Source organism: Flavobacterium sp. TSSA_36, assembly GCF_051547165.1.
GTDB lineage: Bacteria > Bacteroidota > Bacteroidia > Flavobacteriales > Flavobacteriaceae > Flavobacterium.
The window spans coordinates 447,503-465,806 of sequence record NZ_JBPTTP010000001.1 but is presented as its reverse complement, the minus strand read 5'-3'; the positions used below and the strand labels follow the sequence as shown (position 1 = coordinate 465,806).

Genomic DNA, 18,304 nt, shown 5'->3' with positions numbered 1-18,304 from the left:
ATGATAAAAAATTTCAAATGGTTACTATTAGCTTCGTTAGCCTTTGTAGCCTGTAATAATGAAGATGAAGTAGTAGTTGAGGCGAATTCATCTGATGGAAAACCGTTAACAGCAGGGTCGGCTAATTTCTCTAAGTATGTTGCTCTAGGTAATTCCTTGACATCGGGTTTTAGTGATGGCGCTTTGTTTAAAAAAGGGCAGGAAGGGGCTTACACGAATGTGATGGCAGAACAGTTTAAGCTTGTTGGAGGAGGTGATTTTAAAATTCCCTTTACTAATGATAATATTGGAGGGTTGCTTTTTGGAGGACAACAAAATCCAGATTTTGGTCCAAGATTGTACTTCAATGGAGCGGCTCCAGTTCCAGTTGTTGGTCCGCCAACTACAGAGGTTTTTAATGCTGCAGTTGTGGCTGCGGGTCCTTATAACAATGCAGGTGTTCCTGGTGCGAAAAGTTTTCATTTGTTATCGCCTACATATGGAAGCGCTGCTGGATTGGCTAATGGTACTGCAAATCCGTACTATGTGCGCTTTGCGCCTAATGGATCTACTTCTGTATTGGCTTATGCCATGAGTCAAGCGCCAACATTCTTTTCTTTATGGATTGGAAATAACGATGTTTTGGGCTATGGTACAACGGGTGGGGATGGAACAAATCCAATTACTCCTGCTACAGGTGCGGCTGGTGTAGGTTTTGATGGCACGTATGCAGCGCTGGTAAATACTTTAACTTCTGCTGGGGCCAAAGGGGTTGTGGCAAATATACCTTATGTGACGTCTATTCCTTTTTTCAAAACAGTTCCTTATAACCCGCTTTCAGTTGCGGTTTTAGGTGGGGGTGATGCTGCAGTGGGTACCGCAACTATAAATGCACTTAATGCTCAGTTGTATGGGCCGTTGAAACAGGCTTTAACTGCTTTTGGGGCAGGTGATAGAATTAATTTATTGTCTACAACTTTGGCTAATCCTTTGTTGATTAAAGATGAGTCTTTAACGGATTTATCTGCCCAACTAACCTTAGCATTTACTTCTACTTTAGGGGCGCAAACGGCTGCGTTTTATGGTAATGTTTTTGGTAAGGCTAGACAAGCTACTAAGGAAGATTTAGTGTTGTTAACTACACAATCTGCAATTGGTGCAGCTCCAACTGCTGCAAATTCTGGACTTGGGTTTGCGCCACCAGCACCATTAAATAAGTTTGGTATTACCTTTCCGTTGCAGGATAAGCATTTGTTGATTCCTTCTGAGATTTTAGAATTGAAAACTGCAACAGATGCATACAATGTAACTATAAAATCACTAGCAGAGTCCAAAGGATTGGCATTTGTGGATGCTAATGCTATTATGAGACAAATTGATGCAGGGGGAATTACTGCCAATGGGTATAAACTAACTTCGGCTTTTGTTACAGGTGGTGCTTTCTCTTTAGACGGAGTTCATCCTTCTCCTAGAGGATATGCATTGATAGCAAATAAGTTTTTGGAGGCAATTAATCTTAAATATGGTTCAAATTTCAAAGGTGTAGATTTAAGTAAGTATAGAATTATGTTTCCGAAATCATTATAAATCTAGTATAATTAATGTGAAAGCAACCCTCAGTGTCTCACTGAGGGTTGCTTTTTTCTATATCGATGTAATAGGAGTATACTTTGTGTTAACAAGAATCAAAAAATATCGTTTTTTTTGAAAAAAAGATATTGATTATCTATATTAAAAAATATATCTTTGCGCCGTTAAAAAAGTATCCGAAGACTATTTATTTTCTGAGGGAGAATTTCACAAACCAAATAGCTATTTAATAAATACATAAGTAATGTCTAAAGTAATAGGAAAAGTTGCCCAAATCATTGGCCCAGTAGTGGACGTAGTTTTCAACGGTAAGGATGTTGAACTTCCAAAAATTTATGACTCATTAGAAGTCACAAGAAAAGATGGTACTTTATTGGTACTTGAAGTGCAATCTCATATCGGTGAAAACACTGTGCGTACCATTTCGATGGATTCTACAGATGGTTTAAGCAGAGGTTATGAAGTAGTGGGTACAGGAAATCCAATCCAAATGCCAATTGGTCCAGATGTTTACGGACGTTTGTTTAATGTGGTTGGAGATGCAATTGATGGTTTAGGTGAATTGCCTAAAACAGGAGAGTTCGGATTGCCAATTCACAGGCCCGCTCCAAGATTTGAAGATTTATCTACTTCTTCTGAAGTTTTATTCACAGGTATTAAAGTAATCGATTTGATTGAGCCTTATGCAAAAGGGGGTAAAATTGGATTGTTCGGTGGTGCTGGAGTTGGTAAAACGGTATTGATTCAGGAGTTGATCAACAATATTGCTAAAGGTCACGGTGGTCTTTCTGTATTCGCAGGAGTAGGAGAAAGAACTCGTGAAGGAAATGACTTACTTCGTGAGATGTTAGAGTCAGGAATTATTAAATATGGTGACGATTTCATGCACTCTATGGAAAATGGAGGATGGGATTTGTCTAAAGTGGATATGCCAGGAATGAGAGAGTCTAAAGCTACTTTCGTTTTCGGACAAATGAATGAGCCTCCAGGAGCTCGTGCACGTGTGGCACTTTCTGGATTATCTATCGCTGAGTATTTCCGTGATGGAGCTGGATCTGATCAAGGTAAAGATGTATTGTTCTTCGTGGATAATATCTTCCGTTTTACGCAAGCAGGTTCTGAGGTGTCAGCACTTTTAGGACGTATGCCATCTGCGGTAGGTTACCAACCAACTTTGGCCACTGAGATGGGTGCGATGCAAGAGCGTATTACTTCTACAAACAAAGGTTCTATTACATCGGTACAAGCGGTTTACGTTCCTGCGGATGACTTAACTGACCCTGCGCCAGCAACTACATTTGCTCACTTAGATGCTACAACAGTATTGTCTCGTAAAATTGCTGAGTTAGGTATTTATCCTGCGGTAGATCCATTGGATTCTACTTCAAGAATTTTGACGCCACATATCTTAGGAAATGAGCATTACGATTGTGCACAAAGAGTGAAAGAAATCCTTCAAAAATACAAACAATTACAAGATATCATCGCGATCCTTGGTATGGAAGAGTTATCAGAAGATGATAAATTAGCGGTTTCTAGAGCGCGTCGTGTGCAACGTTTCTTGTCTCAACCTTTCCACGTAGCAGAGCAATTTACTGGTATTCCTGGAGTTTTGGTTGATATTAAAGATACCATCAAAGGATTTAATATGATTATTGATGGAGAATTAGATCACTTGCCAGAATCTGCTTTCAACCTTAAAGGGACTATCGAACAAGCGATTGAAGCAGGAGAGAAAATGTTAGCCGAAGCATAAAATCAGTTAGCAATTAGAAGGTCGCAGTATGCAAATAGTGCTAATCACTAATTACTAATTACTAATCACTAAAAAAATGATTTTAGAAATTGTATCAGCAGAAGCAAAATTGTTTAATGGAGAAATTACTGCTATTACCCTCCCGGGAGTTGATGGAAGTTTTCAAATCTTAAATAATCACGCGCCAATTGTTTCTTTATTAAAACAAGGAACTGTAAAAATTACAGCTAATAGTTTTGATTTTATAAGCGAAGGAGAAACTAAATTTAAAAAAGTTTCTAATCAATTATACACACTTGATATCGAGTCTGGAACCATTGAAATGAAAGATAATAAATTGATTCTTTTGGCAGACTAAGAGAATATAGAATAGAAATTAAGCCTAGCATTTGCTAGGCTTTTTTGTTTTTAACTAACAGTTTTTTTGGGTTCAACGAGAATAATTTATGATTTTTGTAAATTCATTATTAGTTGGAGTAGGTCACTTGTTTTATTTCCTACGAAAAAAAGCCTAACAAGAAATCCTGTTAGGCTCAATTGATAATAAAAGCAATAACCAGTTGTAATTATTACCAACTTTTTAAATTATTCTGCGCCATCAGTTTGGGCTCTTGTAATGGCAAATTTACCCACACTTTCCCCTAATAACAGTCCTTTTTCGCAATCGCTTCTGTAGTGAATGGCACCGTACATTCTAGACAAAGAGGCTTCTTTTGCATAAGCAGAAAATCTTTCTTTTTCAGAAGGTACAAGGTGAGAAAGTACAGCGGCGGCGGCGGCACTAAATGTAGAATGCCCTGATACATAAGCCGGAAAATTGGGAACTCCTGTAGTGGTTTTGATAGAAGGATCCATTTGTGAGGGTCTTGGATTGAAATACGTGTATTTTGCATCCCAGCAACTTATTGCCGCATCCATCATTGCCATATTAAGCAATGCCATATTTCTAGCCCAACGAACTTCACTATAACTTAATTTTGCAAATGTTTCTGTAGCAATGGCATTCCAATGTCCAGGCGGTGTATATGTCCCTACACCATCGGCCCAGAAAGTAACGATAGCTTGTTGGCTTTTAGTCAAACTAGTACTATATCCTTTGATTTCGTCCAGTTCTTTTGCGAAAGCTTCTGATTTAGTGGAAGGAGGTGCTATAGGACGATTACTAACTACGTCAGCAGTGGTCATCAAAAAAGGTTTCACTTTGCCAAATAAAGGCAGCATGGGTGGGCGTTTTGGAGATTCTAAGGAAATCCAAGGGGTTTCACCTTTGGCCAGAGTTTGCGCTTCTAATTGTGCCCAAATATCTGGAGTGCCTATTGCAGCTCCTGCACCATCTGTAGCGGCTCTAGCTATAAATTTGGCTGCAATTTTCCGACCTAAAGCAATACCTGCTTCTACGTCGCTACGCACATTGGCACCACTAATAATACGATATAATTTTTCTTCCTCTGCTTTTTCTTGGATATATGCAATTTCAGTAGGAAACAATAGTTTTAGTAATTCCACGGTAACCCCTGATAAGACTCCATCCTCTGAGGGATAAGCAGCTAATGTACTTTTGGGTACTAAAACTTGTAAGGTCGCATCAATAGTATAAGGAGCAGCTCTGTTATATAATTTTTTATAATGCCAAGCAGCAATTAAAGCATCATATTGTGCCGCACTTACGTAGGCATAGGCTCTTGCTGAATAAGGAGGATTAGAAAATGGAAATTGTGGATTTGCAAACGGATTCGCTGGTGAAGGTGCTGGATAGGTACCATCTTCATTTTGATATGGCGGGCGATTATGCCTGGCTACGAGGGTACGCATGATTTCATTCCATCGTAAAACGCCTCCTACTCGCCAATATTCAATACTCTTTTTCTGTGCTTCAGTTATGCTAGCTTGGTAACTTTTAATTTCATTGATTTCTCTTGTATAGGCGGGTGTATTGGTGGCTATAGGAATGTCAATGGTGAATTCATCTGGAGCAGTTAGTAAAATGGGTTTCCAAGTTCCTGCTGACACATCAACAGAAGTAGGATTAAGTGCCTGAAAATTTTCATTGCGTTCTTCTATTTCGTCATTACAGGAAAATAGTAAAACGGTTACAGACAAAATTAGAGTTTTGAAGATGATTTGGTTTGAATTATTGTTCGCTTTCATTTGATTTTTTTTCAAAATTGATAATGTAAAATAGCCCTGCGTAAATGGCCTTCGATTGTCCTATATTTTTACCTTCTGCTACATAATTATAGCCCCCTAAGATTGATAATGCTGGAATTTTTTTGAGAGTGTACTTGCTATAAACACCATAACGAATAGCATTCATTGTATTGCTGGGGAAAGGCATGTTGTTTTTGGTGATATTAAAACCTCCTTTTTGCGTCACCCAATTGTCGATGATGAATTCAGCTATTAATCGATTTGAACGATATCCTGTTCTAAAGTTCACCGAAATAGCATCAGGCATAGCTACTTCATTGGAATAGATTACTTCGTGGTTTGTTAGGTATGAATTCCTTTCAATAATGATATTTGATCTCTTTACATAGGCAGCGGATAAAGTGGTGGAAAAATGATCTCTTTGGTAATCTCCCATCAATCGTAGTGTTCCGGTTTTGCTTTTTAAACCAAGGCTTAATGGTAAATAATCTGCTGTATAATCAGAAAGTGGAGTCGAATAACTGCCTAACACATATACAGAATACGTGTTTTTGTTGACTGTTTTTTCTATAGGCATGTATTTTAAGGTTAAGGAGAGGTCTTGAATTCCCTCTTGTCCTTTCATGGTGCCTGCTGAGGCTTTGGTTTTTACATAGGGAGCGCTAAAAATAAAATTTAATTTATCACTTATGCCGTAATTGCCCATTATTGCAACAGATTGAGTACTCACATCACCTAGGTTTAAATTGGTTCTTTTAAAAGAACCTTCCCAATACTGATCCCAACTGCTGTGCTGGTAAACGGCTCCCGCACAAAGATTGTTCTTGCTCATCATAATAGCATCTATATCGGTTTGAGCATTTATAAATAGGGATGTCAATAAAAGACAACTGAGATACATTTTTTTCATTGTAGTAGAAGGTTGAGTTAGTTTTGGTTTATGGTTTTAATGAATTGGAAAGTTTAGTGGCTGGCAGGGGTTACTTTAATTTTGTTATTTAAATTAAAGCGATACGAATATCCAAAATTGATGGAATAGTCTGCGAATGCGGCATCTCCTTGTACATGAACGAATTTATTAGGATCAGTAATAACTGCGTTTTGTGCGTTTTGGCTGGTTATATCTGCGGCGCTTTGAATTCGGTTTTTGACAATGTTATAAGGGATAAACAAACTTAATCCGTGTTTGCCTAAACGATATGAAATGCCATATTCTACGGCAATGACATAGCCTGGGCGTCGATAAGCGACCTGTCCTCCTAAGGCATCATAAGCAGGGATTCCTTCGAATCTTCCCGCTAATGAAAGGACAAGGTTTTCTTTTTTATCTGCCGAGGCCATCAAACCTAATCGTCCAAAATACTGATCTGGGCTAGCATAGATTTCATAGCCTTCTAACCCTGCTTTTGGTGCGGACTTGAAAGTGCCATTCGATTCTTGTGGATTGAATAAATAATAACCATTAGCAAAACCATAAAGTCTACCTGTGAGTTGTCGAAAAGCAAGGAGTTCTACGGTGAATCCAACCCCACCATCACCCGGCTGAATCGCTTGATCCATAACAACGCTTTTGGTAGTGCCGTCAGCTTGAGGCGCATTGTCTCGTCGGTCATGACTCCCGTTATTGAGTTTGATGCCTACTCCTAGCATCATGTTTCCTTTAGTGGCTTTGGCAGGATCAAAAACCCAATAATTAGCACTTAAACGGATATCCGCTAGCCCATCAGCATAAACACTATAACGAAGGGTGTCTTTTTTGGGTGTCGTTTGTCGTAATACTTGTGAACGCTCATTGTTTACATAGGGAATGGTGGCGTTCAATTGTATTCTATCGGTTAGTCCATAGGAAAAATTTAAATCTATGGCGTGCGAATAAATATTTACGGCGTTACCTAATTCTTTTCCGTTTGCGTCGTGTCCGCCTCCTGTGGTTTGTCGTTGAAGTTGCTCTTCTTTTCCAACAAAATGGCGCCAAGAGTGAAAGTAACGATAATTAGTTCCTACTTGAAATTCTCCTTCATGAAGGTCGTAGGAGTTGGAAGTATTCATGTTTTGACCGCCCATTTGCCTAACAGCTACGCAGCCTTGAGCGTTGCTTTTGAGGGTACATAAGGTAAGAATCAAAACCAGACATAAGTTGGCCTTGAACGAATATGATAGATGCATGTTAAGGTTTTTTTGAAAAATGTGCCAAACGAAATCATTACTTTAAAAGCAGTAAATAGCTTCCTGTTGATACATTGAAGTAAGCCTAATGAGGCTTGGGTTAGATACTAGTCAAACACTTGTTTCCGCGAAAGGAAGGATTCTTTTTTAAAGAGATGGAATACTAATGAAACAATCCAAATCGATTTCAATCCAAAGTAGATGGGCTTAAAATCACTTAAAAAAAAGAAGTGTTATACTACATCTGGGGGAGAATAAGGTAAATTGTAGTAACCGTACAACGTTTTTGCTGGCTGTACTTGTGCCAGTTGTAATGGTGTAGTTACAATAACTACTGGAGGTGTAATCGTTATAGGCAAACTAGCCACATATTCAGCCGTTACTATTTTTAAAAGCTTCTTAGTGGGTGTATCCTTAGAAGTAGAGTGATCAAATAGTTGTTGCTCTACGATTGAATTTAAATCCGTGTTGAGCGTGTCTTGATGTGAATTGGGCAAATAATACAAATACAAGATGTTATTTTGTATTCGTTTTTTAAAAATATGATAATGTTTGTTCTTTAGCGTGATGTTTTCATTTACATATTCAAAGTCAGTATCTTCAACAAAAGTGTAAATCGAAGCATTCATTTGAAGTATTTTGTACGTAGAAGGTTCTTTGTGTTCCATTCTAGCAACCCATTGTTGTTCTTCTTGTTGATGAAATAACAAATAGTACCCTAATACATTATAGAATAGGGTGGCTATCAGGAATATAGAAGCGATTCTTTTCATCATACTCCGAAAGTAAAAAACAAAATGATTTGTTAACAGATTTTTTGATTTATTTAAGATTATTTTAACATATAAAAAATTGATAAATGAATTTTACTGGAAAATAGCTATGAATTTTGCCTTTGATTTAATAAAAAACTTGATTTTTTGCTAATTCGTATTTTAAATTTAGTTCCAAAAAAGTCCTTATTTTTGTTGACTATGAAACAGCTTCCTCAGCCTCTTGAACAAAAGTTAGTCGCCAGACAAGAGCAAAATGCACTTAGAAAATTGCCTTTGGCCAACCAATTAATCGATTTTGCATCCAATGATTATTTAGGTTTTGCAAAATCGGAAGCTATTTTTACGGGAACACACCGTTATTTAGTTGCTCATAATTGCATAAACAACGGAGCAACAGGTTCTCGATTGCTTTCTGGAAATCATTCCTTGTATCCTTTAACAGAAGCTTTTATTGCTAATTTTCATGAATCACCATCGGCTTTACTTTTTAACTCAGGCTATGATGCCAATGTAGGTTTTTTTAGTGCTGTACCTCAAAAAGGGGATTTTATTTTGTATGATGAATTGTGTCATGCATCGATAAGAGATGGAATTCAATTATCTCATGCCAAAGCCTATAAATTTAAACATAACGATTTTGAGGATCTGGAGTTGTTGATTGAACGTTGTCATACCGAGCGCAGTCGAGGTAATTTGCATAACGAAATTTACATTGTTACCGAATCTGTTTTTTCTATGGATGGAGACTGTCCAAATTTAGAAGAACTGGTTCAAGTAGCCACAAAACATAATTGTTATTTAGTTATTGACGAAGCGCATGCGTTGGGGGTTTTTGGTGAAAAAGGAGAAGGATTGGTGCAATTTTTGGGTTTACAAGAGCATTTTTTTGCTCGTATTGTTACTTTTGGAAAAGGCTTAGGTTGTCATGGTGCTGTTGTTCTCGGATCTGCAGAATTAAGTAGTTATTTGGTCAATTTTGCTAGAAGTTTTATATACACTACAGGACTTTCTCCCCATTCCGTTGCAACAATTGGTATTGCTTATCAAGCGTTGAATGCTAAAGCATCAGCAATTGGTGAATTGAAAGAGCGAATTAATTTTTTTAATCAAGAAAAAAACCGCTTCAGTTTAAAACCGCTTTTCGTTAGAAGTAAATCAGCTATTCAATCGGCAATAATTCCAGGAAATGCTACTGTAAAAGCCATTGCAAAACAACTTCAGGACAAAGGATTTGATGTAAAACCTATACTTTCCCCAACGGTTCCTGCTGGTCAAGAGCGCTTACGTTTTTGTTTACACAGCTACAATACCGAAGCTCAAATTTCGGAAGTTTTGTATGCTTTATCTTCATGCCTATAAAACGTTATGAAATAAAAAATTAAAGTGATTATTACTTAACTTAATTTCTTTCCATTAATTGGAAATTATCTTCATATTTATTTAAACTAGTTGGGTGAAATTGTTTTTTACCACATAGAATCATAGAATTTGTTGTTTTTAAGAGGAATTAATAGACGTTTTACTATTCACATAGTTCATCTATTGTTAAAAATAGTGCTATTTCTGTTTGTTTCTATGTTCATTTGCTATTGATCTATGGCTCTAGCCTGCACTGAGGTATCGAAGTGTGGTTTAGTTTTTATTTTATTTGAATTTCACCCAACGGATTTATTTAAATTATCAAGTATCATTCTCATTGAATAATCTCCCAAATATTCACTTTTGAATATCCTTTTTCAAGTTATACCTAATTTTTGTATTTATAATGATTTTTATAAATAACTGAATAATAGCAAATTGAAATGTTTTGTTATTTAAATGTAATGCGTTTTGTTTTGTATTGTATAAAATGTAATTGCTTTTTAAATTTTACTTTTTTGGTTATACCATATCTTGTCCTACAAATTAATTCAGTTGCCTGTATGAAATGATTATTTATGAAAATTAAAATTTCAAGAAATTGAAATTTAAGTTGTAAGTAAGAAAGATGCACAATTGTTTTAAATAAATATTAACTAACCAAAAAAAATTTATGACAAATTATTACAAGAAAGGAAATCGATTACTATGGTTTTTGATTTTTTCGCTTTGGTCAATTTTTTCTTTTAGTCAGCAATCGTACTTTAAAAAAGGAGTTAAACAAGGCTCTGTTAAAGTCAAATTTTCTGGCCAATTAACCCAAACTTTGCGTACCATGAAAGTGAGGGAAGGAAAAAATCTTCTGACGGGAATTCAAGCTTTTGATAATGTTTCTGCAAAAGTAGGAGCAAGGAAAATGCGTAGGCTGTTTCCTGAAAACCCCAACCCAAGATTAGAAGCAAAGTTGCGAAAACACAAGCTTGATTTATGGTATGTTGTGGAAATAGATGCGAATCTAGATCCTAAAGATGCAGTGCTTTTATATAAGGGTAGTACAGCCATACAGTCAGCAGAGGCGGAGCATCAAAAAGTTTTATCAAATTATAGCTTTAAGCCAGTTAGTGCGCAAAATACTTCTAAGTCAGCTTCGTATTTTAATGACCCTAAGTTGAATGATCAATGGCATTATAATAATACTGGACAAAGTGGATATTTAAACGGGTCTGATGTGAATCTATTTAAAGCATGGGATGTTGTTACGGGTGATAACAAGGTAATTATATCCATACACGATCAAGGTGTAGATATTCTTCATCCCGATTTAGAAGCAAATATATGGACAAACGTAGCCGAACTTAATGGAGTTTTTGGTGTTGATGATGATGGGAATGGATATAGAGACGATATACACGGCTGGAATTTTGATAGGAATAATGGTAACATTGACCCTGAACCTCATGGAACTCACGTTGCAGGTACAATAGCTGCCGTCAACAATAACGGTATTGGTGTTTGTGGTATTGCTGGTGGAAGTGGTAAAAATGATGGAGCTAGAGTGATGTCCCTTCAAACTTTAGGAGGTGGAAGTATTGATGAAACCTATATTTATGCAGCAAATAATGGTGCTGTAATCTCACAAAATAGTTGGGGATATACTACTCCTGATAGTTATGAGCAATCTGTAAAAGAGGCAATTGATTATTTTATTGCCGAAGCAGGGGATTATGCAAATAGTCCAATGAAAGGTGGAATTGTAATTTTTGCAGCAGGAAATAGCGATTCGGACGAGAATTGGTATCCAGGACATTTCGAAAATATTTTAACAGTAAGTTCAATAGGACCAAACTGGAAGAAAGCGAGCTATTCTAATTTTGGAGCATGGGTAGATATCGCGGCCCCTGGTGGAGAGACTAATTTGGGTGCAATTAATGGGGTTTTAAGTACATTACCAAAAAATCAGTACGGCTACTATCAAGGAACGTCTATGGCTTGTCCGCATGTTTCTGGTATTGCTGCGCTTGCTTTGGCAAATCGCTTGAATCAAATAACACCTGAAGAACTGAGATCGAAATTAGTGACAGGTGTAGTTGATATTGATACTGAAAATCCAGATTATAAAGGAAAACTAGGTTCAGGTCACATTGATGCATTTTTAGCCATAAAAAACAATGGAGGACTCGCACCAAATGCCATTAAAGATTTTACCTTAACTGGAATTGCGCAAGAATTTGCGAATTTTACATGGACTGTTCCTAATGATATTGATGATGCTAACCCTTTGGAGTTTCGTTTGTGTTACAGCACTTCACCAATAACAAAAAGCAATCTTTTAGAAGCTTCCTATGTTGTGCTAAAAAATACGGCTTTACCAGGGGAAACGATGACAAGCTCTGTTAGCGGTCTTTTTGGACTTACTCATTATTATTTTACAATCGTTTCGAGCGATAGGTGGAACAATATTTCTGATTTGTCCAATATCGTAGAAGCTACCACTAATAATGGGCCAGATATAGCTGTAGATGAAAATAGTAAAGATATTGTTATTGATGTTGATGCCAATACTTCTTTTAAAGGATTGCACGAAATGACAATCTTAAATAAGGATCAAGGAGTGCTACGATGGGAATTTTCATCTAGACATAAAGATGCCAGTATCTCCTATGATTTTACAAATAAAATAAAATATCCTATAACGAAAGCTGCAAAAGTTGCATCTTCAGGAAAGGTTGGATTACTCAAGTCGAATATTTTTACCTCTGCAAATAAAGCTACGGTGGAACCATTCAGTTTCTCCCCACAATCTAAAAGATATGCAGATTATGTAGATTATTTTATTGGAGAAACAGATGTAAAGTATTCAAATTCAGCCGCTACAAAATTCTATGTAAATGAGGCTGAAGGCTTCAATCTTACACAAATCCAAACGTATTTTAATGCTGATCCCGCTTTAGGGAATGTTGTAGTTGAAGTTTATAAAGGAACAGAGATTACGAAACAAAATCTTATTCACGCACAAGAATATACTACTTATAGCGCTTCTCCCAATAGTGCTTATATTACTTTAGAGGAACAATTGTATTTTGAACAGGGAGAAACCTTTTGGGTAGTATTTCATGTTCCTTCCGGAAATCTATATCCTTTAAGTATTGGAGCGGAGAGAACGCCAGAGGGCTCATCTAATTGTATGATATCATTTGACCTAGGTAAAACTTGGGGGTCACTGGAAAGTAGTTTGAATACTAAAGATTATGCTTGGTATACTATTGCAAGAAGTCAAAATAAATACTTAGGGCAATACTTGACTTTAAATCCAACAAGTGGAGAAATAAACGGAAATAGTAGTGAAAAAACTGTGCTTTCTGCGGATGGTTCAGCTTTAATTAATGGTACTTACCACGCTAATGCTATCTTAAAATCGAATGATGCCAATAAAAGAGAATTAAGAGTACCAGTGACTTTAAATGTTACAGGCCAGCAACCAATTCTTAAATCTATAGAAACGCTTGATTTTTCCAATGTATTTCAAGGTACAACCAAAGAATTAGATTGCGTTATAAAAAACATTGGATTGGGTAATTTAAAAGAGATGTCTTTAAGTGTCTCAAATCCAAATTTCCAAATTATGGGTTGGTCACCTGATGCTATTTTAGCCGATAGTGAAATTAGGCTTAAAATTAAATATACACCTAATGCTGCAGGAAACGATAATGGTGTAATAACGGTAACATCAAACAGTTCCCCAGTATCATTAAAAATTTATTTGTTTGGAGTTAGTATGGAACCTTCCAAAATAGTTGCTGATCCAATGAGTCAAACCATTGAAAATGTTACGTTAAAAAATCAAGTTACTGCGACAGTTACAGTTGAAAACCAAGGTAAGGCTGCTTTGAAATATTTTATTCCAAAATATGATAAATCGGGTATTAGTGAAACCTGGACAGGTGGATATCATAAATATGGATATACATTCCGAACCAATACTACCAAAGAATCAAATCCTTTAGAATATCAATTTCAAGATATTTCTTCTTCGGGTACAGATATTACGGATTATTTTAAAGCGGATGCAGGTAGGTTTTATCCTTTAGAAATGGGGTTTGATTTTCCTTATTATGCTGATAAAATGAAAACTTTATATATCAGTCACAATGGGTTTACAGCATTTGATGATGAAGTTAGACCGATTAATTTACCTTTTTTACAAGGGGCTCCTTGGACACCCAATGGGTATATTTCTCCTTTAGGTGCTTTTGTTGAATTGAGTTTTGGAGGTGCTATTCATTATAAAGTAGAAGCAAATAGAGTTATCGTACAATATTCAAAAGTTAGTGATGGATACGAAGGTACTCTTACCGCTCAAATGGTTTTGTATGCAGATGGAAACATTCGTTTTTACTATGATGATATTAGCTATCCTGAAGCTGATTTGAGAAATCTTAATATTTTGATCGAAGATTTAGCGCAGCAAGATGGAATTTTAGTACATGATTACGAGAAAAGGAGGGCTATATATTCTGGATTAGCTTTAGGGTTTGATTATCCGGGTCCTGATGTTATTACTTCTATCAGTAATGCTGGAGGGATTTTATTGCCAGGAGAATCGGCAAAGATGGAAGTAGTTATGGAAACGAGTACTTTGAATGAAGGTAAGATCAACCGATATTTAAATGTTATTTCTAATGATCCTTATGCGAATCAAATAAATCCTTTGATACAAATTAATATTGTCGATGGAGGTACCAAAGAACTTACTTTCTCTCATTCCGAAATCAATTTTGGAAACGTATTCCAAGGGGCTGTTGCTTCCAGAAAATTTGCAATTAAAAATAGTGGAACTGCCATTGTAACATTTACTGGCTTTGAATTAGAAAACAATAAATTTCAAATAATAGGAAACACAACTGCAACCCTAGCTCCTGGACTTAGTGAAGTATTTGATATTATTATGCCTACTGATCAGGTTGCTGATTTTAATGATGTACTTACGGTTACTGATAACAAAGGAGGTAGTAATAAAATTACTTTATTCGGAAAAGTTACTGAGGCACCTGCTATTTCAGTTACTGATTTAGATGAAATTACTAAGGAATTAAACCATGGGGAAACTGCTAAATATCCCCTTCGTATCGAAAATAATGGTAAAGCAGACCTTGAAGTTGTTGCAACAGGTAATAATTGGTTGACTATGTCGGTACCAGTAAGTACTTCGAACGCTATTCCTGATTTCACTTATAGTTATGATACGTTTAATGACGGAACAAACTATCAATGGATTGATATCCGTAAAACAGGAACGCAATTACCGTTTGCAGAAGATATTTTTGAAATGGATCAATATTGGGAAAAATTAACCCTTCCAAGAAGTATTAATTTTTATGGTAAAGAGTATACAGAAATTTATGTTGGAAATAGTGGGGTATTGACTTTTGATCAACCCGATGAAGTACAGGTCTTTAATCAGCCTATTCCAACGACGAAGCTTAAAACGTTAATTGCGCCTTATTGGACTTTTAGTAGTTTTAATACAACTCAATATTCAAAAGAAGATGTAGGTATTTTCTATTATGCTGATGAGGATAAAATGATCATCTCATGGGAGTATTTTACAAATTTCTTTGGAGGAATTGGAAGCCCAATCTCTGCTCAAGTTATTTTTTATAAGAATGGATCCATGAAGTTCCAATATAAACTTAACGGAGATAACGATATGACCACATTTTTGTCAGCAATTGGACTTCAAAACGGAGATCGCTCTGATTTTGTTCCTATATCAAATTTCTCTAATGTTAATCATGGCCAAGGTTTAGCTTATGTAATTAATCCTGCTAAAAAACATGTAATCCCAGTTGGAACAACTTTAAGTGCTCAAATTGATATTGATGCTCGCAATATTTATGCAGGCGAATATAAAGGAGTCTTAAAATTACGTACCAATGTTCCTAACAAAGGACTACTCGAAAAATCAATAAATTTAACCGTAAATGGAGCCTCTGTTCTTACTGTTTCTATACCAGAAATTAATTATGGAGAAATAATGGCTTATGGAACTGCAAGCTACACGAAAGAATTTGATGTTGTAAATTCGGGTAGTAAGACATTACAGTTTTCTAATATTTCTTTAAAAAGTGGGGCTACGGATTATATCATTGAAAGATATACATTTATACCAAGTTTTTTTGGAGGCTACTGGAAATGGGTAAATATTGAGGATTTTTGGGGAGATTACCCATCAATATTGCCTGGTGACAGATCTGAATTCAGAATTACTTATACACCAACGGTAGGTGGTCTTGTAAATGATCATATTGTTATTGATAGTAATGCTACAGTACCGCAAACGATGATTCCAATAACGGCAAACGTTGCATTAGCTCCAGTTTTAGCTGTTCAAACAAAGGTGGTGAATAGTACGGTTAACTATTTTACAGACAAGGATACGCAACTTGCAGTTTTTGACAACAGTAATGGGGCAGGGACAATGAAATTTGAGGCAAGTATTGATTACTTGAGAAAGTCTATAGCTGGAGTAAACTCCCGTACTGAATCTATTTCAAAAGGTGTCAAAACGACTAACGAAGATCATTTGTTAGTATCGATTCCAACACCTAAAAGAAGTGTGATGGCTAGTAGTGTAAATTCTTCGCCTAGTTTTAATAGAGTATTAGCCCACGAAAATGCAATAGTTTCTGATCGATTTTTCGGTTTTAATGGTTCAGTTTCTTTTACTACTGCTACTAGATTTAACGGAGGGAAAGAAGGTTTTAATTTGTCACATTTCCAAACATATTTTGATGGAAGTAAAAAACCAACAGGGACTATTTCTTATGAAATACGTGCGGGAGGTTCTAGTGTTGCTGATGCAACTATCATCGAACAAGGAGATGTTGATTATGTTTATGATGGAGATAACTTAGGGAAATGGGTAACGCTCCCTATTAAGGAGCCAAAAGGAATTTATCCAAACGAAGATTTTTATATCATTATTACTTACCCTCTTGAGTTAGCTCGTGTTCAAGGATCAATCAAAGGTATTGAGGACTCTCCTGGAAGATATATGTATTTAAATGGAGGTGATTGGTATGATTTACAAGGAGCGAAAGCATATCCCGGAAACGGATTTTTAGTAAGGGCTGGAGAAGAGAAATACATAGCAAATTCTTGGGTTTCCATTGATGGTATTTCAAATGGAGTTGTAGCTCCTGGAGGTAAAAGCGAAGTGAAACTTAACTTTATCGGTGCTAATGGAGTTCGTGGTGATCAGCATGCAGTATTAAAAATACGAACTAACGATCCTGTTAATCCAATGGGTCAAGTTCCTGTCAAATTGCATATTAATGTTGCTCCAACTTTCTTTAATGTTCCAGAAGTGGTAACCGTTGTGAGTGAAAGTAAATCAGTTACTGTAAATGTTGGATTAAAAGATCTAGAGCAAAATAGTATAGCAGTAAAACCTATTAATGTTCCTTCTTGGGTTACTTTTGAAAAGATTGGTCAAGAAATGGTTATAAAATTGGCTCCTGATTATGAAACTGCTGGTGACTATACCTTCAAGTTTACTGCTGTTGACGAATTTGGTGCATCTTCAGAAATGGATTTGAAAGTGCAAGTATTAAAAACCAATCGAGCGCCCGTTGCTATTGATTCAAAAGAAATACTTTATGCTAAATTGAACTATTTTGATGTACGTCAATTCAAAAATTATTTTACTGATCCAGATAGTGATATCCTTACTTTTAGTGCTTCAGTTGGAAATAAAAATAGTATATCAGTGGCGGTAGATCAAGATCTGGGTCAATATGTGATTGCAACACATGCCGCAGGTGAAACCATGTTAACCTTGAAAGCTACAGATATTCATGGCTTAAGCGTCGAACAACAAGTAAAGGTTATCGTGGTGAATAATCATGCTCCTAATGCACTTGATGCACAAGCCATCGTTTACAATAGACTATTGGAAACTAAATCCTATAGTTTAGATAAGTATTTTGCTGATTCCGATGGAGACGTGTTGACCTTTCAAGCTACAATGGTTGATCCAACAATTGCTACAGTCACTTTATCTGGAAAAAGTTTTAATGTGGAAAGTCTTGCCAACGGAGAAACAGAAATAGTTTTAACAGCTACGGATAGCTATGGAGCAAGTGTTGAACAACATGTTACAGTTATTGTGAAACAATCAGAAATTACGGAACTCAACATATTCCCTAATCCTGTTGTGAATACCTTAAATATCAAATGGGAATACCGTTGGGCTGGAGATGTCGAAGTTGATGTGGTGGCACTAAATGGAACCACTGTGCGAAAGTTTGAGATTAAAGAGGTTCAATTCAAACCATATAGTGAGATAGATTTGAGCAACTTGCCTTCTGGGGTATACTTCCTTCATGTTAAAGGAAAAGAAGGATTGTCCTCAGTTATCAAATTTGTTAAAAGAAATATATAACAATAATTGATGTGACTTTGATACGTCGCGGTACAATATTTATGATGATAAGAAAATGAATTCATTACTACTAATGGATATTGTACC

9 protein-coding genes are annotated in these 18,304 nt (G+C 36.1%); 5 read left to right on the top strand and 4 right to left on the bottom strand.

The annotated features are described in order from the left end of the window. The 3 genes from ACSVH7_RS02030 (at position 1) to ACSVH7_RS02020 (ending at position 3,683) form a co-directional block, all read left to right on the top strand. Positions 1-1,566, top strand: a complete 1,566-nt coding sequence (locus ACSVH7_RS02030) for a G-D-S-L family lipolytic protein (RefSeq protein ID WP_438065022.1) — start codon at positions 1-3, stop codon at positions 1,564-1,566. Positions 1,567-1,813: 247 nt separating this feature from the next. Next, positions 1,814-3,325, top strand: coding sequence for a F0F1 ATP synthase subunit beta (gene atpD, locus ACSVH7_RS02025; RefSeq protein WP_438065021.1), 1,512 nt, complete (start codon positions 1,814-1,816; stop codon positions 3,323-3,325). A 76-nt stretch (positions 3,326-3,401) separates the two neighbouring features. After that, entirely contained in the window at positions 3,402-3,683 is a 282-nt protein-coding gene (locus tag ACSVH7_RS02020; protein ID WP_438065020.1) for a F0F1 ATP synthase subunit epsilon, read from the top strand. Positions 3,684-3,910: 227 nt separating this feature from the next. On the opposite strand, the gene ACSVH7_RS02015 is transcribed toward ACSVH7_RS02020, so the two are convergent. The 4 genes from ACSVH7_RS02015 to ACSVH7_RS02000 all read right to left on the bottom strand — a co-directional run bounded on the left by ACSVH7_RS02015 (position 3,911) and on the right by ACSVH7_RS02000 (position 8,415). Further along, positions 3,911-5,473: a phosphatase PAP2 family protein gene (locus tag ACSVH7_RS02015; RefSeq protein ID WP_438065019.1), complete on the bottom strand. Its 1,563-nt coding sequence runs from the start codon at positions 5,471-5,473 to the stop codon at positions 3,911-3,913. Continuing rightward, positions 5,457-6,383, bottom strand: a complete 927-nt coding sequence (locus tag ACSVH7_RS02010) for a hypothetical protein (protein WP_438065018.1) — start codon at positions 6,381-6,383, stop codon at positions 5,457-5,459. Before ACSVH7_RS02010 ends, ACSVH7_RS02015 begins: the two co-directional genes overlap by 17 nt. 53 nt (positions 6,384-6,436) lie before the next feature. After that, a complete protein-coding gene (locus ACSVH7_RS02005) occupies positions 6,437-7,522 on the bottom strand; it encodes a hypothetical protein (RefSeq protein ID WP_438065017.1) in 1,086 nt (361 codons plus the stop codon). Between the two features lie 350 nt (positions 7,523-7,872). After that, complete coding sequence (locus ACSVH7_RS02000) at positions 7,873-8,415, bottom strand: hypothetical protein (protein WP_438065016.1); 543 nt, start codon at positions 8,413-8,415, stop codon at positions 7,873-7,875. 198 nt (positions 8,416-8,613) lie between these two features. On the opposite strand from ACSVH7_RS02000, the gene ACSVH7_RS01995 reads away from it, so the two are divergent. Both ACSVH7_RS01995 and ACSVH7_RS01990 read left to right on the top strand, forming a co-directional pair. Then, positions 8,614-9,774 carry an aminotransferase class I/II-fold pyridoxal phosphate-dependent enzyme gene (locus ACSVH7_RS01995; protein WP_438065015.1) on the top strand — a complete coding sequence of 387 codons (1,161 nt, stop codon included), beginning with the start codon at positions 8,614-8,616 and terminating at the stop codon, positions 9,772-9,774. A 673-nt stretch (positions 9,775-10,447) separates the two neighbouring features. Beyond that, positions 10,448-18,217 carry a S8 family serine peptidase gene (locus ACSVH7_RS01990; RefSeq protein WP_438065014.1) on the top strand — a complete coding sequence of 2,590 codons (7,770 nt, stop codon included), beginning with the start codon at positions 10,448-10,450 and terminating at the stop codon, positions 18,215-18,217. The last annotated feature ends 87 nt before the right edge of the window (positions 18,218-18,304 follow it).